This is a genomic window from Lentzea waywayandensis (assembly GCF_900115955.1).
Taxonomy (GTDB): domain Bacteria; phylum Actinomycetota; class Actinomycetes; order Mycobacteriales; family Pseudonocardiaceae; genus Lentzea; species Lentzea waywayandensis.
The window spans coordinates 131,804-152,097 of record NZ_FOYL01000005.1 but is presented as its reverse complement, the minus strand read 5'-3'; the positions used below and the strand labels follow the sequence as shown (position 1 = coordinate 152,097).

The window sequence follows — 20,294 nt, the reverse complement described above, 5'->3', positions numbered from 1 at the left end:
TGCCGCGCATGTTCGGGATCATCCGCCCCTGTCGCAACAGAATGGGCGCTGAGCTGCGGTCCGCGTGGCTCTCACACCTTTGTGGAATGTGCCTGTCGCTGCGCGACGAGCACGGTCATCTCTCGCGCCTCGTCACCAACTACGACGGGCTGATGATCTCGGCCGCGGTGGAGGCGCAGTCCGGCGTCTCGCGGCGGACCGCCGGGCCGTGTGCGTTGCGCGGCATGAAGTCCGCGGACGTGGCCATCGGCGACGGCGCGCGCCTGGCGGCCTCGGTGTCGCTCGTGCTGGCGTCGTTGAAGATCCAGGACCACGTGGACGACGGCGACGGGCTCGCCGGACGGCTCGGGTGGGCCGGCCGCGCGGTGGCGCAGCGCTGGGCCTCCAAGGGGCTGGGCACGGCGTCCGATCTCGGGTTCGACGCGTCGGTGATGGTGGACGCGGTGCGGCGGCAGCCCGAGGTGGAGGCCGGGGCGGGGCTCGGCAGCTCGGTGCTCGTGGTCACCGAACCGACGGAGACCGCGACCGCGTTCGCCGTCGGCCAGACCGCGATCATCGCCGGCAGGCCCGGCAACGTGGAGCCGTTGCGCGAGGTCGGGCGGCTGTTCGGGCGGGTCGCGCACCTGATCGACGCCGTGGAGGACCTGGAGGAGGACCGCGCGTCGGGCGCGTGGAATCCGTTGCTGGCGACCGGAACGTCCGTCGAGGAGGCACACCGGCTGTGCCTGGACGCGGTCGCGGGGATCAGGCTGGCGCTGCGCGAGGTGGAGTTCACCGACGCGCGCCTCGTGCACAAGCTGCTGGTGCACGAGCTGGAGGAGTCGATCATCCGGGTGTTCGGCAAGCGGAAGAGCCACCAGTACCCGCCGGACAAGCACCGGTGGTCGGATCCCGGCAGCGGGTTGTGGTCGTATCCGAGGTTGAACTGGCAGCGGCAGCCTCGTGGGTGCTTCGAGGGCTGCGGCGCGTTCCTCTACATGTGCGGGACCTGTCAGTTCTGCTGCCGCGACCCGTTCCCGGGACCGTGGAGCGACAAGCGGCGCGACGGGTGCGACCCCGGCGACTGCGGCCCGAACTGCGACTGCGACTGCAACTGCTGTCCGTGCGACTAGGCCTCTGACCAGGCTCGATCGGAAATTGTCAGACCCCCGGCGTAACGTGCTTCCCGTGGCTTTCGCAACCGAGCTCCCGCCAGAGGAAAGCACCGTCAAGGCGCACTCCGAGCACCGTCCCGTGGGCGACATCGAGCGCACCGACGGGCAGTTCCGCGTGGTCAGCGAGTACCAGCCCGCCGGCGACCAGCCGGCGGCCATCGCCGACCTCGAACGCCGCGTCCGCTCCGGTGAGCGCGACGTGGTGCTGCTCGGTGCCACGGGTACCGGCAAGTCGGCGACCACGGCGTGGCTGGTGGAGAAGCTGCAACGCCCCACGCTGGTGATGGCGCCGAACAAGACCCTGGCCGCCCAGCTGGCGAACGAGCTGAAGGAGCTCTTCCCGCACAACGCGGTGGAGTACTTCGTCAGCTACTACGACTACTACCAGCCAGAGGCGTACATCCCGCAGACGGACACGTACATCGAGAAGGACTCCTCGATCAACGATGACGTCGAGCGCCTGCGCCACTCGGCCACGATGTCGCTGCTGACCCGGCGCGACGTCATCGTGGTCGCGTCCGTGTCGTGCATCTACGGCCTGGGCACGCCCCAGTCGTACCTCGACCGCTCGATCCCGCTGGAGACCGGTGTGGAGGTCGACCGCGACGCGTTCCTGCGCCTGCTGGTCGACGTCCAGTACACCCGCAACGACATGTCGTTCACCCGCGGCTCGTTCCGCGTGCGCGGCGACACGGTCGAGATCATCCCGTCCTACGAGGAGCTCGCCATCCGCGTCGAGTTCTTCGGCGACGAGATCGACAAGCTCTTCTACCTCCACCCGCTGACAGGCGACGTGGTGAAGGAGGTCTCCGAGCTCCGGATCTTCCCCGCGACGCACTACGTGGCGGGCCCGGAGCGCATGGAGCGCGCGATCCGCGACATCGAGGCGGAGCTGGAGACGACGCTCGCGCAGATGGAGCGCCAGGGCAAGCTGCTCGAGGCGCAGCGCCTGCGCATGCGCACCCAGTACGACCTGGAGATGATGAAGCAGGTCGGCTTCTGCAACGGCATCGAGAACTACTCGCGCCACATCGACGGCCGCGGCGCCGGCACGGCCCCGGCGACGCTGATCGACTACTTCCCCGACGACTTCCTGATGGTCATCGACGAGTCCCACGTGACGGTGCCGCAGATCGGCGGCATGTACGAGGGCGACGCGTCCCGCAAGCGCAACCTCGTGGAGCACGGGTTCCGGCTGCCCTCCGCGATGGACAACCGCCCGCTCACGTGGGAGGAGTTCGCCGACCGGATCGGCCAGGTCGTGTACCTGTCGGCCACGCCCGGCCCGTACGAGATGGGCCAGGCCGGCGGCGAGTTCGTCGAACAGGTCATCCGCCCCACCGGCCTCATCGACCCCGAGGTCGTCGTGAAGCCCACCGAGGGCCAGATCGACGACCTGGTGCACTCGATCCGCGAACGGGCCGAGCGCGACGAGCGGGTGCTGGTCACGACGCTGACCAAGAAGATGGCCGAGGACCTGACGGACTACTTGCTGGAGCTGGGCATCCGGGTCCGCTACCTGCACTCCGAGGTCGACACCCTGCGCCGCGTCGAGCTGCTGCGGCAGCTGCGCCTCGGCGACTTCGACGTGCTGATCGGCATCAACCTGCTCCGGGAAGGCCTCGACCTGCCCGAGGTGTCGCTGGTGGCGATCCTCGACGCGGACAAGGAAGGCTTCCTGCGCTCGGGCACGTCGCTGGTGCAGACGATCGGCCGTGCCGCCCGAAACGTGTCCGGTGAGGTTCACATGTACGCGGACCGCGTCACCGACTCGATGCGGCACGCGATCGACGAGACCAACCGGCGCCGCGAGAAGCAGGTCGCCTACAACCTCGAGCGCGGCCTCGACCCGCAGCCGTTGCGCAAGAAGATCACCGACATCCTGGAGGCCGTGTACTCCGAGTTGGAGGACGAGGTCCCGGTCGGCGGCTCCGGACGAAACCAGTCTCGCGGGAAGCGGGCCACCGGCGAGGGCGGTCGTTCCTCCGGTGTCGTCGCCTCGCACGAGCGGGCCAGCATGGCCCGGTCCGAGCTGGCGGACCTGGTGCAGTCGCTGACCGATCAGATGATGAACGCGGCCCGGGATCTGCAGTTCGAGCTGGCGGGCCGGCTGCGGGACGAGATCCAGGATCTGAAGAAGGAGTTGCGGGGGATGGACGCGGCCGGGGTCAAGTGACCCTGGGTTTCGCAGGTACCTTCGGGAGGCATGGGGGAATCGCTGTACCGGGACGTGGTCGACGCGGGCGGCCTCACGGCCGTGCTTCAGGCCGCCTGTCCCGGCTGTGACATCGACCTGCGTGACGCGCCGCGCGCCTTCGGTGGCTTCGTGGTCATGGCGAGCAAAGGTGATCGCGCCGTGCACGTCACACCGGTCGGCGGCGAGCTCCTGTTCTACGTGCGGCACAAACTGCGCGAGATGCACCTGAGCCGGGTGACCACGACCGAGCTGGCCGAGGTCACCGGATCCGCAGCGGCCTGGCTCGGCGGTGTCACCGCGCGGGAGTTGGCGGCTGCCTGGCCGTTCGCCGATTTCGTCGACGTCGCCGACGCGTACGAGAGCGGCGACCGAACCGAGCTCGGCTGGCAGCAGTACCGCGCGAACAAGAAAGACGGCTGGGGCGAGTTCGTCGAGGCGGCGATGCGGGAACCGCGGCTGCGGCGGATGTACCCGTTCAAGTCGCTGTGGTGGATGTCGTTCCGGCCGACCGCGGACGAGTACTGGGTGCCCGGCCCGTGGGTGCGGCCGGTGGGAGACGGACGGGTCACGGTCGTCGAGGATCGGCGGGTGGAACCCGAGGTCACCTACGCCGCAGACGAGGCGGTCCGGGTGTGCCTGGCCGAGATGGACCGCCTCGGCGTGCCGTCGCCCGAGGAGCTTGGCCCGGGCGGCTAGTTCGTCCACTATGGACGTTGCGCACGGTTAGATCGGCGACTGCGGCGGGTAATCCTGCTCGCGTATAACGATTCGCGCGGCGTGCGTAAATCGCCCTCTGGGGTGAGATGTTCGCTGACAGCTTTCGTCGGGGCGCCGGGCGGCCATGATCTCGGGGTGGATGTGGACTCCCACCTCGCCGCGGTGGAGCAGGCGCTGATCGCTGTGCGGCGCAGTCAGTCACGTAGGGCGCTGGCCGAGTTGGCTGTTCCGGCCTTTGACGTGCTCGACGTTGTGGAAACGGCGGAACGGACCGGGGCTCAGGCCACGGTTTCCAGTGTTGCCTTGGCTTTGCACGTTGATCAACCTCGGGCCAGCAAGCTCGTCACCAGTGCGGTCGACGCCGGGCTGGTGTCGAGGATCGCGGACAAGGCCGACGGCCGGCGGGTGCTGCTCGTGCGCACGCCTCGGGGGCGCGCCACGTCCGCTGAGCTGCACCGGGCTCGGCAGAGTGCTTGTGCCGCCGCCATGGCGGACTGGAGTGACGAGGAGCGGGTCGTGTTCGCTCGGTTGCTCACTCGTTTCGTCGGGGTGTTCGGCGGGCGATAATTCCTGTTGTGACACTGGATGAATTGATCGTTTACTGCGCAGGGAAGCCTGGCGCGGAGGAGACGTATCCGTGGGGCGAGGCAGAGTTGGTGTGCAAGGTCGGTGGAAAGGCGTTCGCCTTCATCGGGCTTGACGTGCACACGGTCGGGTTGAAGTGCGGTGCCGACGCCGAGGCCGCCGCGGTGTGGCGAGAGCGATTTCCCGGTGACGTCACGGTGAGCGGGTACGTCGGGCGGTACGGGTGGAACACCATCGCGCTCAAGGGATCCGTGCCCGACGACGACCTGCTGGAACTGGTCGACGGCTCCTACGAGGCCGTCGTCGCGCGGTTGCCCAAGCGGAAGCGCCCTGCCTAGCGGTCTTCCGGCTGGAGGATGCCGAAGATGTTGTTCTCGGTGTCCTTGTAGTACGCGAGCAGGCCGACGCCGGGCATCTTGTCCTTGGGCAGTGCGACCGTGCCGCCGTTGACCTCGATGGCGGCGATGGCGACGTCGATGTCGATCACGCTGATCGTCATGACGTAACCGTGGATCGGCGCGTCCGGGTCGGGGTCGGGGCCCCGGCGCGGGAGCAGACCGCCGTTCACACCGGGCTGGTCGTCGTCTCCGGTCGTGATGGTCCAGTAGGGGATGTCGCCCCACTGTTCGATCTTCCAGCCGAAGACGGAGGTGTAGAAGTTCCGCGCTCGCTCGGGATCTGCGGCGTGGATCTCGAAGTGCACAGGACGTGACATGAGAGGGCACGCTACTCCGGACAGTGGTTGTCCGCATTGGCTTCTACGGTGGCCGCATGGCTACCGAAATCCAGATCTCGTTCGACGCCAACGACCCGCCCAAGCTGGCTGACTTCTGGGCGCAGGCGATCGGCTACGTCCAGCAGCCGCCGCCTCCCGGGTTCGCGACGTGGGAGGAGTTCGCCGTCAAGAACAACATCCCGTTCGACTCCGCGGACGACTACGCGGCGATCATCGACCCTGACGGCAAGGGGCCGCGGTTCCTCTTCCAGCGCGTGCCCGAGGGCAAGACCGCGAAGAACCGCGTCCACCTCGACATTCGTCCGGGTCTCGACGCAGTGGACCGCCTGGTGTCGCTGGGTGCCACGCGGGTGCGCGAGCACGACGACCAGACGGGCCACTGGGTCGTCATGCTCGACCCGGAGGGCAACGAGTTCTGCGTGAGTTAGTGGCGCGACTCAGAACGTTGGCGAGGTGATCCACGCTCAGCAGGGCACTACGTGCACCCGTCTGACCGCGAATTCCCCCGGCAACGTTCCGAGCCACACCACTTAGCTCGTGATGTCCTTCGTCTTGAACTGACGTGCCGCGAGCAGCGTGAAGATGCCGCCGTAGACGAGCGCGGAGAACGCTCCGCGGGTCATCTCCGACCAGTCGATGTCGGTCGAGAGCAGGTCGGCCCACGCCATCGCGTAGTGCGTCGGCAGGTAGTTGCGCAGGTCCCCGAGCGGCTCGATCTGGTCGAGGATCTGCGACAGGATCGAGACGAGAACCGTGCCGCCGACCGCACCGAGCGGTGCGTCGGTGGACACGGACAGGAACATCGCGAGGCCCGCGACCCAGAACAGGTTGATCGCGATGTAGACGACCGCGAGCGCCATCCCGAGCACGCCGTCGCCGAACGGGGCGGCCTCGCCGGTCGGGCTCACGACCTCGCCCGCGCCGTACCAGGCCACGCCGACGCCCAACGCCACCGCGGGGAGCAGGGCGAGGGCGAAGACGCTGAGGATGCCGCTGCTGACGGCCTTCTGCCGCAGCAGGCGGTGCCTCGGGATCGGTGCGGCGAGCAGGTACTTGAGGCTCGACCACGACGCCTCGGACGCGATCGTGTCGCCGAAGAACAGCGCCACGATCATCGGCAGCAGGAAGCTGCCGCTCACGAACAGCGTGAGCACCACGAAGTTGATGCCGCTGGCGGTCGCCAGGTCCACGAAGCCGCCGGAGCGGCGGTTCGGGTCGGACTGACCGATCTCGAAGCTCAGCGCGAGGATGAACGGCAGCAGCACCAGGAAACCCAGCACGAGCTGGGTCCGCCGGCGACGGATCTGCCGTTGCAGCTCCACGTGGATGCGGAGCGTGCGGCGCGCCTTGTAACCGACCGACGAGCCGTCCGGTGCCACCTTGGTGTGCTGCTGGGCGGCTGCGTCGGTGAGGTCGTTGAGCGCGCCGGGGTCGGTGTGGACGCCGTTGTCGTTCACTGGTCCACCTCCTGCCGGATCGGTGCCTTCGTGCGGTTGGGGTTCGCGGTCCGCACAGGCGCGAACGCGGGCGTCGCCGCGATCTCGTCCGTCACGTCGAGGCCGGCGTCGGCCAGCACCTCGATCGCCGCGGGGTTCGGGGCGTCCGCCGTGGCGGACGCCGCTGCCATCAGGAAGTCATTCACCGACCAGCTCCAAGAACGCGTCTTCCAGCCTGCGTCGCGGGCCCGCCTGGTCCACTGCCACACCGGCCGCCACGAGAGCGGTCAGTGCGACGGAGCGCGGGACGCCGTTCATCGACGCGTGCACGGCGTCCTCGTCCTCGTGCACGTCGTGCACGCCTTCGAGGCTCCGCAGGACATCGGCTGCCTTTGAGGGGGAGTCGACGCGGAACGTCGCCTCGCCGCCTCCCGCCGCGATGTCGGCCACCTCGCCGGCGGCGACGAGCTGACCCTTGTGCATCACGACCACGTGCGAACAGGTCTGTTCCACCTCGGCCAGCAGGTGCGACGAGACGACGACCGTGCGGCCCGCCGCGGCGTAGCGGCGCAGGACCTCGCGCATCTGGTGGATCTGGGGCGGGTCGAGCCCGTTGGCCGGCTCGTCCAGGATCAGCAGGTCCGGGAGGCCGAGCATCGCCTGGGCGATCGCCAGCCGCTGGCGCATGCCCTGGCTGTACGTGCGCACGCGGCGGTGCACCGCCTTGCCGAGGCCCGCGATCTCCAGCGCCTCGTCGAAGTGCGCCTCGTCCACCGGCCGGCCCGTCGCCGCCCAGTACAGGTGCAGGTTCGCGGCGCCGGAGAGGTGCGGCAGGAAGCCGGAGCCCTCGACGAACGACCCGATGCGCGACAGCACCGGAGCGCCCGGCGTGACCTTGTGACCGAAGACCCGGATGTGGCCCTCGGTCGGGTGGATCAGGCCCATCACCATGCGCAGCGTCGTGGTCTTGCCGGCGCCGTTGGGGCCGAGCAGACCGAGCACCATGCCGTGCTCCACGCGGAACGACAGGTCCTTCACCGCGGTCACGCCGCCGGGGTAGGCCTTGGTGAGGTCCGAGATGACCAGTGGCACGTCGGCGAGGTCGGGGTCCGAGTCCTGCGCCATGCGCCGGCGGAACATCGCGATGATGCCGGAGCCGATCAGCACCAGCAGCGCGATCACGATGCCCCACAAGGCTTCCACGGGGAAGCCCTCGGAGACGTTGCGGCCGGGCACCACGGGCACCGAGATCTCGTCGGAGGCCAGCGAGATCCGGTACGCGGCGGGCTGCTCGGCGTTCGCGAACGCCTGGTCCGTCGTGGACACCACGAGAGCCAGCTTGTGCTCGCTCTCGATCGGACGGACGGTGCCGGGCAGCGTCACGGTCACCTCGGCGGCCGAGCCGTCCGTGGGCAGCGCCACGCGGAACGGCGCGACGATCGAGCCGGGCAGCGTGCGGGTGCCGTCCGCGGCGACGTCGTAGAGCTTGGCGAACAGGATCGCCTCACCGGAGGTCTGGTCACCACGCGCGACGCGCAGCTTCACCGTGGACGACCCGGTCAGCAGCACCTGCGAGTCCAGGGCGTCCGAGGTGAACACCGCGGCCTGGCCCGGCATGTCGAGCGACAGCCGCGACGAGATCGCCGACGACCGCGACAACGCCGAACCCAGGCCCGGCAGGTTGCTGATTGACGCCGGGTTGCCGCCCGCCGGGTTCACCACGACCTGCTCGCGTCCGCTGAGCTTCAGCGTCTTGCGCTCGGTGGAGGAGCCCTGGGCGAGACCGGGGTACGACGGCGCGACGACCGTGCGCAGCGACGGCTGGCCGGACGAGCGGAACGCGCCCTGCACCGTGTACTCGAAGCCCGCGCCGGGGTCGGTTCCCTTGCGGCGCAGGTGGAAGTCCATCCAGTCGGCGATCTCGCCGCGCAGCGCGGTACCGGGGTTGCCGCCGTCGTGGCCGCCCGCGTACCAGACCATCTTCACCTTGCCGCCGGCCGCGGCGATCTGGCGCGCGGTGGCGTCGGACTGGTCGAGGCCGAACAGGGTGTCCTGCTCGCCCTGCACCAGCATCGTCGGCTGCTTGATCTGGTCGGTCACGGCGACCGGGGACGACTTGCGCAGCAGTTCGAGCGTCTGCTGCGAAGCGCTGCCCGTCGTGGCGACCTCGGTGTAGGCGGTGCAGACCTCGGGCGTGAAGCGACCGCACGCGCCGAGCGACGGCGTCGGCGGCTGCTGGCCCTGCGCACCCGAGTTCCCGCCAGGCTGCTGCTGCGGCACGGTGGCCTGCTGGTTCGACGACTCCCGCTGGCCCTGCTCGGGCGCGTCACCCGTGGGGGACGAGAGGTCGATCGACGTCATGCCCGCGGAGAAGAAGATGCCCGCCCACGAACGCTTGAATACGCCGTCCTCGCCGAACGCGGTGGCGGACGGGGTGGTGTCCGCACGCGGTGTCGCCAGCGCCGAGTTCGGCAGCAGCGACTGAGCGAGGTCGTTGTAGGTGATGACGGGGACGATGGTGTCGACGCGCTTGTCGACGCCCGCGAGCAGCAGTGACAACGCACCGCCGTACGACGCGCCTGTCACGCCCACGCGGGGGTCGCCGCCGCTGTCCTTCTCCACCTCGTCACGTGTGCCGAGGAAGTCGAGGAGCTTCTGCGCGTCGCGGACCTCGCGGTCGAGGGAGTTCAGCGCGATCTGGCCCGTGCTGCGGCCGAAACCGCGGGCGGACCACGTCAGCACGACGAAACCGCGTCGTGCGAACTCCTCGGCCTGCGCGTGCACGCTGCGCAGACTGCCGCCGAAGCCGTGCGCGAGCATGATCGCGGGCGCGGGCGTCTGCTGGGGGAGGTAGAGGCGCGTCTCGATCGTCACCGTCGGAGCGCTGTCAGGGCTCTCAGGTGCGTCGATGTTCGCTTCTTTGAAGGAAACGGCTACGGGGTCGTCTCCGGATCGAGTGAAGTACACGCCACCTGCGACGAGGGCGAGGACCACGATCAATGCGGGGATCGTCCACCTGCCGCGAAGGCGGGATAGGCGGGACACGTGGATGACGATATGCGAGTTTTGCTGAGAACCGCCTGTCAGGATCCCGTCGCGGTCTCAGCATGAGTGGATCTTCAGCGGGGCTTCAGGTAGCGGCGGTTCCGACCCGAACGACACGCACCGTATTCCCGTTGCACCTGGTTACGTGGGTCTGCTCACCCTGTGTGGCGCTAACCGCACTTCGTGGAGCACAATATTGACGCAGCATGGAGGGGAGTACTCCCTAAGCGGCGGTGTCGTCAATACGGAGCTCGGCGTGGAGCTCCCGGTGCCGTCGGTCGTTCGAGAGATCATCTCGGCGGCGGAGGAGACCTCCGGGTTTATCTGGCATGCGCTGAGAATCCCGGAGGTTGGGTTGTGAACGTCCCCGCATGGATGTGGCTCGCGACGATCGGTGGTCTGCTCGTTCTGCTCGCCGTGGACCTGGTGATCGTCGATCGGAAACCCCATGAGGTGACGATCGGTGAAGCAGCCCGCTGGGTGGTCTTCTACGTAGCGATGGCCGCGCTCTTCGGCCTCGGGATCTGGTACTTCTCCGGTGGTCAGTACGCCACGGAGTTCTTCGCCGGGTACATCACCGAGTACTCCCTGAGCGTCGACAACCTCTTCATCTTCTTGATCATCATGACGACGTTCAAGGTGCCCGCGATCCACCAGCACAAGGTGCTGCTGATCGGCATCCTGCTCGCGCTCGTCATGCGCGGCATCTTCATCGCGGCCGGCGCGGCGCTCATCAGCCAGTTCAGCTGGGTCTTCTTCATCTTCGGCGCGTTCCTCATCTACACCGGCTGGCAGCTGGCGCGGGAGAACCACGACGAGGAAGAGGAGTACAAGGAGAACCTGATGCTGCGCATGGTGCGCAAGGTTTTCCCGGTGACCGACGACTTCCACGGCTCGAACTCGTTCATCAAGATCGACGGCAAGCGCTACGTGACCCCGATGTTCATCGTGATGGTCGCGATCGGTTCCACCGACCTGCTGTTCGCGCTCGACTCGATCCCCGCGATCTTCGGCCTCACCAAGGAGCCGTTCCTGGTGTTCACGGCCAACGCGTTCGCGCTGATGGGCCTGCGCCAGCTGTACTTCCTGCTCGGCGGCCTGCTCGCGAAGCTCGTCTACCTGTCGATCGGCCTGTCGGTGATCCTCGGCTTCATCGGCGTCAAGCTGATCCTGGAAGCCCTGCACACCAACACCCTGCCGTTCCTCAACGGCGGCGAGCCGTTCCACGTGCCGACGATCGGCATCGAGGTCTCGCTGTCGGTGATCATCGGCGTGCTGGCGATCACGACGATCGCCAGCCTCCTCAAGGTGCGGCGCGACCCGGAGGCCGCGAAGCACGTGGGCGCCGACGCGAACCACTAACTGACGGAGACGCCGTTCTGGTAGACGGCGCGGACGGCCTGCTTCAGCGTTCCGGCCTTCACGTGCTGCTCGGCGTCACCCTCCACGAGAACGAGATCGGCGAGCTTGCCTGGGGCGAGCTCGCCGAGTTCGTTTCCGAGGCGCATCAGGGCGGCGGCGGACGTGGTGGTCGCGTAGAGCGCTTCCGCCGGGGACATGCCGTACTCGACCATCAGCGTGAGCTCGTTCAGGTTGTCGCCGTGCGGGCCGACGCCGGAGTCGGTGCCCATCGCGATCTTCACGCCTGCCTGGTATGCCTTCTGGAACGCCTGGAAGTGTTGCGTGACAACGGCATTGGCCTTGTCCAGAATGACGTCCGAGATCGCCATGCCGGCCGCGGCCTGATCGAGGACCATGCGTGGGGCCATCAGTGTCGGGACGAGCCACGTGCCGTTCTTGATCATCTCTTCGACGCCCTCGTCGGTGAGGAACACGCCGTGCTCGATGGACCGGACGCCGTTGCGCACGGCGGTGAGGATGCCGTCGCCGCTCATCGCGTGCGACATGACCGCTATGCCCGCGGCGTTGGCCTCCTGCACGATCATCGCGATCTCCTCGTCGCGGAAGTGCGCGTGGCGAGGGTTGCTGCGCGGGGACATCACGCCGCCGCTGGACGCGATCTTGATGATGTCGGCGCCGTGGCGGACCAGCGTGCGGATGACCTTGCGCAGCTCCTCCGGGCCGTCGGCGACGGTGTCCGGCAGGCCGGGGTGCAGCGGCGGCGAGATGTGCGCGCCGCACTGCATCCAGTCGTCGTTGTGGCCGCCGGTCTGCGAGACCATGTTGACCGCGATCTGCATGCGCGGCCCCTGGATCAGGCCGCGCCGGACCGCCTCCGCGACACCGAGGTCGGCGCCGAGCGCGTCGCGGACCGTCGTGATGCCGCACTGAAGCGTCGCCTTCATGTTCCCGATCGCCTCGTAGAACGGCAGCGAGAACGGCGTGTTCAGCGACCGCACGAGGTCGGCGCCGCTGAACATGAAGTGCACGTGGCAGTCGAACAGGCCCGGCAGGATCGTGTGGCCGGTCGCGTCCACCTTGGTGTCACCATCGAGTCCGATGCCCACGTCCACGATGCGGTCGCCCTCGACGACCACGTCGCCGGGCTCGGTCGTCCGGCCGGTGAAGACCCGGCCCCCAGAGAACACGATGCGCGTCATACGCGGGAATCTATGCGCTGAGTCAATTTTTGTGATCGGTCAACAAATAACTCTGAGCCTTGCTAACAAGTTCTGTTAACGTCCTGGCCGTGCGCCCTGAAGACCTGCAGCTGCTCACCACGCCCGGCACCGTCGCCGTGTCCGGAGACCTGGTGCTGGTCAGCATCACCACGCCCGACCTCGACAAGAACACCTACCGGGGCGGTCTGCACCGGGTGTTCCCGGACGGCACGACAACACCGTGGACGCACGGTGATCGTGACAATGCGCAGCGCATTTCTCCCGACGGCCGGCTGGTCGCGTTCCTGCGCGTCAGTGGAAAGTCGAAGCCGCAGCTCTACGTCGTTCCGGTGGACGGCGGTGAGCCTCGCAAGCTGACCGATCTGCCGCTGGGCGCCGGCGCCCCGGTGTGGTCGCCGGACTCGTCGCGGCTCGTCTTCGTCGCCCGCGTGCCGGAAGAAGGCCGCTACGGCACGACCGACGACGGCCCCGAGGCCGAGGCGCCGCGCCGCATCACGCGCCTGGACTACCGCGTGGACGACGTCGGCTTCCTCGCCGACCGCCGCCCCCGCCTGCACGTGGTCTCCCTCGACGGCACGGTTTCCGAGGTCACCGACGGTTCCTTCGACGTCTCCGACCCGGCGTGGCTCGACGACTCGACGCTGGTGTTCGTGGCGCCGCGCGACCTCGGTGTCTCCGAGACCCTGCACTCCGACCTGTACACCGTTCCCGCCGCCGGCGGCTCGGCGTCGTTGCTGGTGCGCGCTGCCGGCGAGGCCTCGATGCCGTTCGTGGCCGACGGGTCGTTGTTCTGGCTGGGCACCGAGTTCTCCGGCATCGAGGCCGTCGCGCGCAACCACGGTCTTTGGAAGGCGGCGCTCGACGGTTCCTCCGCCGTCCGGCTCACCGATGTCGAAACCGTTGACGTGGAACGACTTTCCGGCCAGCCCGTGGCCGACTCCGCCGGTGTTCTGCTCGTCGTGCGCAACCGCGGCGCGTTGGAGCTGCGGCGGATCCCGTTCGACGGCGGGCCCGGCGAGGTGCTGGCGGGTTCGTCGGCCGCTGTCCGGTCGTTCGCGACGGACGGGTCCACCGTGGTCGCCGTCGTGTCCACTTCGGACAGCCCGGGTCAGGTCGAGTTCGTCGGAACCGGTGTGCGTACGGCGTTCTCGTCCGTTCCGGCGCGGCGAGTCGTCGAACTGGAAGGCTCGGCCTCGGACGGCTACCCGGTGCACGGCTGGCTCGTGCTGCCCGAGGGCGACGGTCCGCACCCGGTCGTCATGGCGGTGCACGGCGGTCCGTTCATGTACCACAGCTGGGGTTTCTTCGACGAGGCCCAGGTCTACGCCACCGCCGGCTACGCCGTCGTGCTGCCGAACCCGCGCGGTTCCGCGGGCTACGGCCAGGCCCACGGCCAGGCGGTGATCGGCAAGTTCGGCTCCGTCGACGTGGACGACGTCCTGTCCCTTTTGGACGTTGCCCTTGCTCGTGACGACACCGATGCCGAACGCGTCGGCGTGATGGGCGGCTCCTACGGCGGCTTCATGACGTCGTGGCTCGCCGCGCACCACGGCGAACGCTTCAAGGCTGCCTGGAGCGAGCGCGCCGTGAACGCCTGGGACTCGTTCTCGGGCTCGTCGGACATCGGCTACTTCTTCGCCGACGCCTACTGCGGCAACGACCCCGAGGCACAGCGCGCGATGTCACCGCTGACCTACGCCGAGAAGATCAACCTGCCGTTCGCCGTCGTCCACTCCGAGCAGGACTGGCGTTGCCCGCTGGAGCAGGCGCAGCGCATGTTCGTGGCGTTGAAGCGGCGTGGTGTCGAGGCGGAGATGCTGATCTTCCCGGGCGAGGGGCACGAGCTGACCCGGACCGGGCAGCCGCGGCACCGCAGGCAGCGCTTCGACGCGGTGCTGGAGTGGTGGGGCCGCTACCTCAAGGCCTGAAACGCCTGGAAACGGGCCAGGAGTTCCTGGGCGGGCGGGGAGTCGGCGTCGAACGCCACGAGGTGTTGCCGATCCCCCGCCTCCCGCACTCCCACCCAGAAGCACTCGAAGCAGAATTCCGGGCCGAACAGCACCTCATCATCGGCCGCGTGCGCCGAGATCGCGTAGCCGGGTTGAAGCACCGCATCGGTTCGCCGGTTACAGCAGAGCCGGTCGACCGCTCAGCCAGGCTCCCCCGCGCGCTTCCTCCTGTCGCAACGCGCGAACCTCCGATCTGGTTCCCGCTCTGTCCACAGGTTAGTCCGAAGCAGATCGCCGCAGGTCAGCGAACTGCCCGCCTGTGGATAACTCGCGATCATGCAAGCGGTCACCCCAGCAGTGTGTAGTTGAGTTCCTCGCACACGCGCGCCAACGGCAGATCCAGACCCGGATGGTCCAGCGGCAGCAACACGTCCGGCGCCGCCGGCAGCCCGGAAGCCCCAGGCGGATCCCACAGGCAGATGGCGGGATCCCCGGAGTCCATCGACGACCGGTACCAAAGCCCGTCCAGCTCCGGATAAGCCGCCCGGATCGCCCGCGACCAGGCCTGAGTCACGATCTTCGGCCCGGTCGAGATCTCCTGCGAGGCCCCGACGCGCGTGGGCCACAACCCGCCGAGATCCAGCAGTCGCAAGGTGCGGCGAGGCCGCAGCACGACGAGGAACGGCGAGCGGGTGCGGCGGTCCACGATCGACGTCGCCTGGAAGACCTCGGCGATCGACGTGCGCACGGACAGGCCGAAGTAGAGGACGCCGTTCTCGTGGTCCTGGACCGGGCTGCCGTCGTCGGCCGGTTGCTGCGCGTCGAAGCGGGCGTGCGGGAGCGGGCCCGTGTAGCGGAACGTGTTCCAGCGCTGGGGGTGGGAGCCCTTCGCCGTGAACACGCGCACCAGGCGGGTCGCCCGGTGCACCGCCACCACGTCCTCGGTGCGGCGCAGGTGTGCCTGGAGCACGGCAGGGGCAGGCGGCTGCGGAAGCCGTGACATTCGGGTCCTGTCGGGTGTTCGGGAACGCTCAGGCAGGTGTGCCGAGCATGGAGGCCAGGGTGGCGACGCGGCGAGGGTCTCCTCCGGCGAGGAGCCAGTCGCGCGGGGTCGCGGGCTTGCCGTCTACGGGCAGGTCCTCCTGGAGGGTGGTCATGAACGCGGCGACGACGAGCGCCGGTTGGTCCGACGGGATCTCCGCCAGCACGGTTTCCAGGCCCGGGAGCACGCCGGTGCCCGCGAACTGCCACGCGGGCAGACGCCAGCTGCCCCTGTCCTTCCAGCCCACGAGCCTGCCGACGCCCAGGCGGTGCCGGATGCGGCTCGTGTCGACCTGGAGCTGGCGCGCGGCCTCGTTCACGGTCAGCGCCGAGTCGCGCAGCACCGCGTGGGCCACGACGGTGCGGGTGCGCGGCTTCGCGTCGGACGGGCCCGCCGGGGACAGGTCCAGGCCGACGTCGGTCAGCGCCGCCTGCTGGTCCGGCGTGAAGTACGTGGCCGGTTCCGGGTGTGGCGGGGCGAGCCTTCGTGCCGCGTCGGTCACGAGGGCCAGGAACTCGTCGGGACTCACCTGCAGGCCGGCCTTGGCCAGCACCGTCTCCAGGGCAGGACTCATGCGCACAGAATATCCCGTGCGTGCGCATTTGTGCGCCCTACGAACGGCTCAACCAGAAACGTTCGACGTTGCGCGCTCACGCGACGACGCTACGTGAGAATTCCCGGTCCGGACCGGTGACGTGGGCCTCATCTGGCACATCGATACCATTCCCGGATGCAGCTCGACCGCACCGCCAAGCGGGTCGTGGTGGCGTGGGCCGCCGTCATGGTCGCCACACTCACCTACGTCATGCTCCGCCCACCGGGGTGGTCGCTCGACCTGCGCGTCTACCGCAACGGTGGCGCGGCTTTCCTCAAGGACATCCCGCTCTACGTCGAGGGCTTCGCGAAACCGCTCGGCGGGCCCGACCTGCCCTTCACCTACCCGCCGATCGCCGCCGTGCTGTTCAGCCTGCTGGCGCTCGTGCCGCTCGGGGTCGCGATCTTCGCGGTGGCGGCGGCGAACCTCGCGATGCTCACCGGGCTGTGCCTGATCGCGGCGGGCCGTGTGGTCGGCTGGGGTCCGGACGCGGTGAAGTGGGGGCTGGGCGCGGCGGCGGTGTCGTCGATCTTCGACCCGCTGCGCGAGACGTTGTGGTTCGGCCAGATCAACCTGCTGCTGGGCCTGCTGGTGATGGCCGACTGCCTGCTGGAACGCACCCGCTGGTGGCCGCGGGGCGCGCTGATCGGGCTCGCGGCCGCGATCAAGCTGACGCCGGCGTTCTTCGCGTTGTTCTTCGTGGCGCGACGGCAGTGGAAGCCCGTGTTCGTGTCCATCGGGTCGTTCTTCTTCTTCGTGGTGTTGGGGTTCCTCATCTCGTTCGGCGACGCGAAGGAGTACTGGACGCACGCGCTGCTCGATCCGGGCCGCGTCGGACGCCTCACCTACGCGTCGAACCAGGCCATCCGCGGCACGCTCGCCCGCTTCGGCCTGGAGAACGGCGCCCAGGTCGGCGTGTGGGTCGTGCTGGCGCTGCTCGTCGTGGCGACGGTGTGGTGGCTGGCCTCGCGACTCGGGGAGATCGAGGCGTTCTTCGTCGTGGCGATCGGCGGCCTGCTGATCTCGCCAGTCTCGTGGGGGCACCACTGGGTCTGGATCGCGCCCGCGCTCGTACTGCTCTCACGGCCCGCGTTGCGCCGTCACTGGGCGTCGTGGGCGATCGTGGCGGTGTTCGCGATCGGGCCGCACTGGCTGTTCCCGCGCGACAACGACGTCGAGCGGAACTGGGCGTGGTGGCAGCAGGTGATCGGCAACCTCTACGTGTTCGTCGGGGTCGCCGTGCTGGTCACGCTCGCGGTGCGGGTTGTACGAGACCGCCGTCGAGCTGCTTCAACCGCAGGCTGAACAGCACCAGCACCACACCCCACAGGATCGCGAAGACGCCGATGGTGATCACAAACGCCAGCGCGCCCGCGGCCGGGTTCACGACCAGGATGATGCCCAGCAGCACCGTGAGCGCGCCGGTGACGACGTAGAACCACTCGTTCGTCATCACCTTGCGCAGCCGGATGGCGTCGACGATCTGCAGCACGCCGGTGACGAGCGCCCACGCCGCGATGAGGAGCAGCAGCGCGGTCGCCGTGATGCCCGGCCAGAACAACGCGATCAAGCCCGTGACCAGGCCGAGCACACCGATGAGGCCGAGCGCCCAGCGTGCGGGCCACTCCTTGTGGGTGAGGGTCAGGTACAGCATCATCGCGCCGTCGAAGAGCGCGTAGGCGCCCCACAGGATGATCAGCGCCAGCAGGGTGAGGCCCGGCCAGATCAGAGCGGCCAGGCCGAACAGGACTGCGAACACCCCGCGCACCGTGAAAAGCCACCACCGTTGCATGTTCAGGATCGTGTCGGCTGTTGCTGGGGTCGGCAACCTGAGACCCTCGTCCGGTGCTGATCCGAGTGGCTGACTGGGAACGCATCCGATCCGGCGAGATCACGCTCCAGTTCCGGCGGTGGAAACGGCCGACCGTGCGTGCCGGCGGGAGGTTGCGGACGTCGCAGGGCGTCCTCTCGATCGACGAGATCGAGGTCGTGTCGCGGGTGACCCGTGCCGAGGCGATGGCGGCCGGATTTCCCTCCGTCGCCGCGCTGAAGTCCTCTGTGGAGGGACGGCAGGGCTCGCTCTACCGGATCCGCCTGCGTTTCGTGGGCGAGGATCCGCGCGTCGAGCTGCGGTCGTCGTCCGATGTGGACGGAGTGGAGCTGAAGGAGGACGCCCTGGCGTTGCTGCGGCTGATCGCGGCGAACCCCGGAGTGCGGGCCGCGGACCTGGCCGCCTCGATGGATCGCGAGAAGCTGCCGTTCAAGGCGGACGTCCGCAAGCTCAAGGCCAAGGGGCTGACCGAGTCCCTGCGGGTGGGGTATCGCCTCTCCCCGCGGGGAGAGGCGTACCTGAAAACCCTGGACTAACCCTGGCCCGTGATGATCGTGACGGCCCGGTCCTGCGTCTGCTCGTTCACCTCGGCGACCTGGAAACCGCGCGCCGCCGCGTGCGCCACCAGCTCGGGCTCCGGCGGCAGGCCGTACTTGCGCAGGTAGTGCGGCACGGCGCCGGCCCAGATCCAGGTGCCGTCGGTGCGGAAGTTCAGCGGCACGTCCTGCTCACCGCTCTGCGAGAACTCGTCGAGGTCGTAGCTGCGCGCGGCCAGCACGACCGGCGCCGACTCGAGGTAGGTGAGCAGCCCGTCGAGCAGCTGCGGGTCGACCGGCTGACGGTTCACGATGATGCGGCCGTCGTCGTTCTTGCCGTCGTACACGCGTGCCGTGCGCAGCTCGCCCGAACCCGCCTGCTGCTGGTCCGGCTGGGCGGCCGGCACCTGGTACTCCTGCTGCGGCTGCTGGGGTTCCGGCTCGGGCGCGGGCAGCGGTGGCAGGCCGACGCGCTGGCGCCACCAGTCCGGGATCATCCGGTCCGGCCGCGGGAACGTCTGAAGCTCGTCGCGGAAACCGATGGGCGGCGGCGCGTTCCGCCAGCGCGGCTCGTCCTCGGCGTTGAAGTCCACCGTGAACGCCGCAGGCGCCTCGATCTCGTACGTCGCGCTCAGCCACGTGCCGCGCTCGGGGTGGTACATGCCCCCGCGCAGGTGCCCGAACATCTGCACGACGTCCATCGGTGGCCGCACCGGTCGCAGCTGGCCATCGGGCCCCGCGAACGCCAGGTCGACCTCGATGTGCCGGCCTGCCGCCCGGTATTCGGCCCGGATGCGCTGCCAGCCCTGTGGTACGGCCGGCAGCATGGCACGGCCGATCTGCCGCACCAGCTGCTGCTGGTCCTGCTCGCTCAGCGGTGTAGCCGGCTGGCTCATGTGGTCCTCGCCCCTCTCCCCGTGAAAGCCCGCTGATCTTATCGGGCTGCCGTGACGCGCGCGGTCCGGTCACACACCCCACGCCGTTCACACCACTCTGAGTGGGTGCCGGCCGCCGTGGTTCCAGGACTGTCAGAGGCCTTCGCGCGTCCAGGAGCCGTTGTACAGGTACGGCGGCAGGTACTCCGACGTGACCTCGATCGGGATGCCCGCGTCGTGTGCGACGCTCGCCAGCCCGAGAGGGCCGATGGCGACGTACCCGTTCGGGGACTCCTCGTTCTCCTCCGTCGACCAGAGTTCCCTGAACAACTCCAGCGCTTCCGCGAGAGCCTGGCCGAACTGCCCCTCGCGGTCGGCGTTGATGATGTTGTGGAACAGGTTCAGCTGCGGGAAGGCGACGACGCGCACGTGGTCGCGGTGCACCGGGTCGATCTCGTCCGGGCCGGTGGCCTTCAGCGCCGCGTTCAACGCCTCGTGCACGCCGGGTTGCTGGAGGTTGAACCTCTGGAACATGTCGACCATGAGGAAGACGTAGTCGGGTTCCTCGCTGCCGGAGGCGCGCAGCACCTCCAGTGGCACCTCGCTCAGCTGCCCCGTCTTCGCGGCGTCCCTGGCGATGGCCGCCAGGTAGTTCGTGGTGAGCCAGGTGCCGCCGGACGCGAAGTACACGGGGCCCGTCGCGGTGACCGGGATCTGCTTGCCCCGCAGGGTGATCTCGACCGGCATGCCTTCCTCGGCCGTGGCCACGGCGTAGATCGCGGCGCCGACCTCCGCGGCGAAGCACAGGCTGTCCCAGGTGTCGCCGTCGCTGCCCAGCGGGTCGACCGCGCACCGGTGACCGAGGTGGCCCAGCGCGTCCCTCATCAACCCGCTCAGCGCGATCGTGCGGACGTTCGGGAGGGTGGCGACCGTTTCCTCGATCCGCCGCTCGATCTTCTCCAGCTGCTTGGCGGACCAGTCCGGATCGACCTCGTGCCGGTTGACCTCGACCAC

21 protein-coding genes are annotated in these 20,294 nt (G+C 68.8%); 10 read left to right on the top strand and 11 right to left on the bottom strand.

Annotation, left to right across the window (positions count from 1 at the left end):
- Positions 1 to 8 precede the first annotated feature (8 nt).
- From BM417_RS20890 to BM417_RS20870, 5 genes are all read left to right on the top strand, one after another.
- Entirely contained in the window at positions 9 to 1,112 is a 1,104-nt protein-coding gene (locus BM417_RS20890) for a DUF5685 family protein (protein WP_093597930.1), read from the top strand.
- 55 nt (positions 1,113 to 1,167) lie between these two features.
- The gene (gene uvrB, locus BM417_RS20885; RefSeq protein ID WP_177320514.1) at positions 1,168 to 3,330 is read left to right on the top strand and encodes an excinuclease ABC subunit UvrB; all 2,163 of its coding nucleotides are present in this window, start codon (positions 1,168 to 1,170) and stop codon (positions 3,328 to 3,330) included.
- A 30-nt stretch (positions 3,331 to 3,360) separates the two neighbouring features.
- Positions 3,361 to 4,047, top strand: a complete 687-nt coding sequence (locus BM417_RS20880; RefSeq protein ID WP_093596802.1) for a DUF6193 family natural product biosynthesis protein — start codon at positions 3,361 to 3,363, stop codon at positions 4,045 to 4,047.
- Positions 4,048 to 4,203: 156 nt separating this feature from the next.
- Positions 4,204 to 4,635, top strand: coding sequence for a MarR family winged helix-turn-helix transcriptional regulator (locus BM417_RS20875; RefSeq protein ID WP_322788977.1), 432 nt, complete (start codon positions 4,204 to 4,206; stop codon positions 4,633 to 4,635).
- 23 nt (positions 4,636 to 4,658) lie between these two features.
- Complete coding sequence (locus BM417_RS20870) at positions 4,659 to 4,991, top strand: MmcQ/YjbR family DNA-binding protein (RefSeq protein WP_245822047.1); 333 nt, start codon at positions 4,659 to 4,661, stop codon at positions 4,989 to 4,991.
- Here BM417_RS20870 and BM417_RS20865 read toward each other — a convergent pair.
- Positions 4,988 to 5,368 carry a VOC family protein gene (locus BM417_RS20865; RefSeq protein ID WP_093596796.1) on the bottom strand — a complete coding sequence of 127 codons (381 nt, stop codon included), beginning with the start codon at positions 5,366 to 5,368 and terminating at the stop codon, positions 4,988 to 4,990. The genes BM417_RS20870 and BM417_RS20865 overlap by 4 nt on opposite strands.
- A 56-nt stretch (positions 5,369 to 5,424) precedes the next feature.
- Between BM417_RS20865 and BM417_RS20860 the strand changes: the two genes are divergently transcribed.
- Positions 5,425 to 5,817 carry a VOC family protein gene (locus BM417_RS20860; RefSeq protein WP_093597924.1) on the top strand — a complete coding sequence of 131 codons (393 nt, stop codon included), beginning with the start codon at positions 5,425 to 5,427 and terminating at the stop codon, positions 5,815 to 5,817.
- Positions 5,818 to 5,919: 102 nt separating this feature from the next.
- Here the strand turns inward: BM417_RS20860 and BM417_RS20855 are convergent, their stop codons facing one another.
- The 3 genes from BM417_RS20855 to BM417_RS20845 are packed head-to-tail and all read right to left on the bottom strand — an operon-like array spanning position 5,920 to position 9,699.
- Complete coding sequence (locus tag BM417_RS20855; protein ID WP_093596793.1) at positions 5,920 to 6,846, bottom strand: ABC transporter permease; 927 nt, start codon at positions 6,844 to 6,846, stop codon at positions 5,920 to 5,922.
- Positions 6,843 to 7,031 carry a hypothetical protein gene (locus tag BM417_RS20850; protein WP_093596790.1) on the bottom strand — a complete coding sequence of 63 codons (189 nt, stop codon included), beginning with the start codon at positions 7,029 to 7,031 and terminating at the stop codon, positions 6,843 to 6,845. Before BM417_RS20850 ends, BM417_RS20855 begins: the two co-directional genes overlap by 4 nt.
- Complete coding sequence (locus tag BM417_RS20845) at positions 7,024 to 9,699, bottom strand: alpha/beta fold hydrolase (protein WP_407656163.1); 2,676 nt, start codon at positions 9,697 to 9,699, stop codon at positions 7,024 to 7,026. The genes BM417_RS20850 and BM417_RS20845 overlap by 8 nt, the downstream gene beginning before the upstream one ends.
- Positions 9,700 to 10,227: 528 nt before the next feature.
- Between BM417_RS20845 and BM417_RS20840 the strand changes: the two genes are divergently transcribed.
- On the top strand, positions 10,228 to 11,232 hold the full coding sequence (locus BM417_RS20840; RefSeq protein ID WP_093596784.1) for a TerC family protein: 1,005 nt from the start codon (positions 10,228 to 10,230) through the stop codon (positions 11,230 to 11,232).
- On the opposite strand, the gene BM417_RS20835 is transcribed toward BM417_RS20840, so the two are convergent.
- The gene (locus BM417_RS20835) at positions 11,229 to 12,431 is read right to left on the bottom strand and encodes a metal-dependent hydrolase family protein (RefSeq protein ID WP_093596782.1); all 1,203 of its coding nucleotides are present in this window, start codon (positions 12,429 to 12,431) and stop codon (positions 11,229 to 11,231) included. The two genes, BM417_RS20840 and BM417_RS20835, sit on opposite strands and share 4 nt — an antisense overlap.
- 89 nt (positions 12,432 to 12,520) lie before the next feature.
- Between BM417_RS20835 and BM417_RS20830 the strand changes: the two genes are divergently transcribed.
- Complete coding sequence (locus BM417_RS20830; protein ID WP_093596779.1) at positions 12,521 to 14,380, top strand: S9 family peptidase; 1,860 nt, start codon at positions 12,521 to 12,523, stop codon at positions 14,378 to 14,380.
- Here the strand turns inward: BM417_RS20830 and BM417_RS20825 are convergent.
- The 3 genes from BM417_RS20825 to BM417_RS20815 all read right to left on the bottom strand — a co-directional run bounded on the left by BM417_RS20825 (position 14,365) and on the right by BM417_RS20815 (position 16,017).
- Entirely contained in the window at positions 14,365 to 14,562 is a 198-nt protein-coding gene (locus BM417_RS20825) for a hypothetical protein (protein WP_093596777.1), read from the bottom strand. The genes BM417_RS20830 and BM417_RS20825 overlap by 16 nt on opposite strands.
- A 185-nt stretch (positions 14,563 to 14,747) precedes the next feature.
- Positions 14,748 to 15,404, bottom strand: coding sequence for an RES family NAD+ phosphorylase (locus BM417_RS20820; protein WP_093596775.1), 657 nt, complete (start codon positions 15,402 to 15,404; stop codon positions 14,748 to 14,750).
- Positions 15,405 to 15,432: 28 nt separating this feature from the next.
- A complete protein-coding gene (locus BM417_RS20815) occupies positions 15,433 to 16,017 on the bottom strand; it encodes a DNA-binding protein (RefSeq protein ID WP_093596772.1) in 585 nt (194 codons plus the stop codon).
- Positions 16,018 to 16,173: 156 nt separating this feature from the next.
- On the opposite strand from BM417_RS20815, the gene BM417_RS20810 reads away from it, so the two are divergent.
- A complete protein-coding gene (locus tag BM417_RS20810) occupies positions 16,174 to 17,343 on the top strand; it encodes a glycosyltransferase 87 family protein (RefSeq protein ID WP_093596769.1) in 1,170 nt (389 codons plus the stop codon).
- Here the strand turns inward: BM417_RS20810 and BM417_RS20805 are convergent.
- Entirely contained in the window at positions 17,285 to 17,830 is a 546-nt protein-coding gene (locus BM417_RS20805) for an HdeD family acid-resistance protein (protein WP_093596766.1), read from the bottom strand. The two genes, BM417_RS20810 and BM417_RS20805, sit on opposite strands and share 59 nt — an antisense overlap.
- Positions 17,831 to 17,883: 53 nt before the next feature.
- On the opposite strand from BM417_RS20805, the gene BM417_RS20800 reads away from it, so the two are divergent.
- Complete coding sequence (locus BM417_RS20800; RefSeq protein WP_093596763.1) at positions 17,884 to 18,405, top strand: ASCH domain-containing protein; 522 nt, start codon at positions 17,884 to 17,886, stop codon at positions 18,403 to 18,405.
- Here BM417_RS20800 and BM417_RS20795 read toward each other — a convergent pair.
- Both BM417_RS20795 and BM417_RS20790 read right to left on the bottom strand, forming a co-directional pair.
- Positions 18,402 to 19,301, bottom strand: a complete 900-nt coding sequence (locus BM417_RS20795) for a hypothetical protein (RefSeq protein WP_093596760.1) — start codon at positions 19,299 to 19,301, stop codon at positions 18,402 to 18,404. The two genes, BM417_RS20800 and BM417_RS20795, sit on opposite strands and share 4 nt — an antisense overlap.
- Positions 19,302 to 19,433: 132 nt before the next feature.
- Positions 19,434 to 20,294: an immunity 49 family protein gene (locus BM417_RS20790; RefSeq protein ID WP_093596757.1), complete on the bottom strand. Its 861-nt coding sequence runs from the start codon at positions 20,292 to 20,294 to the stop codon at positions 19,434 to 19,436.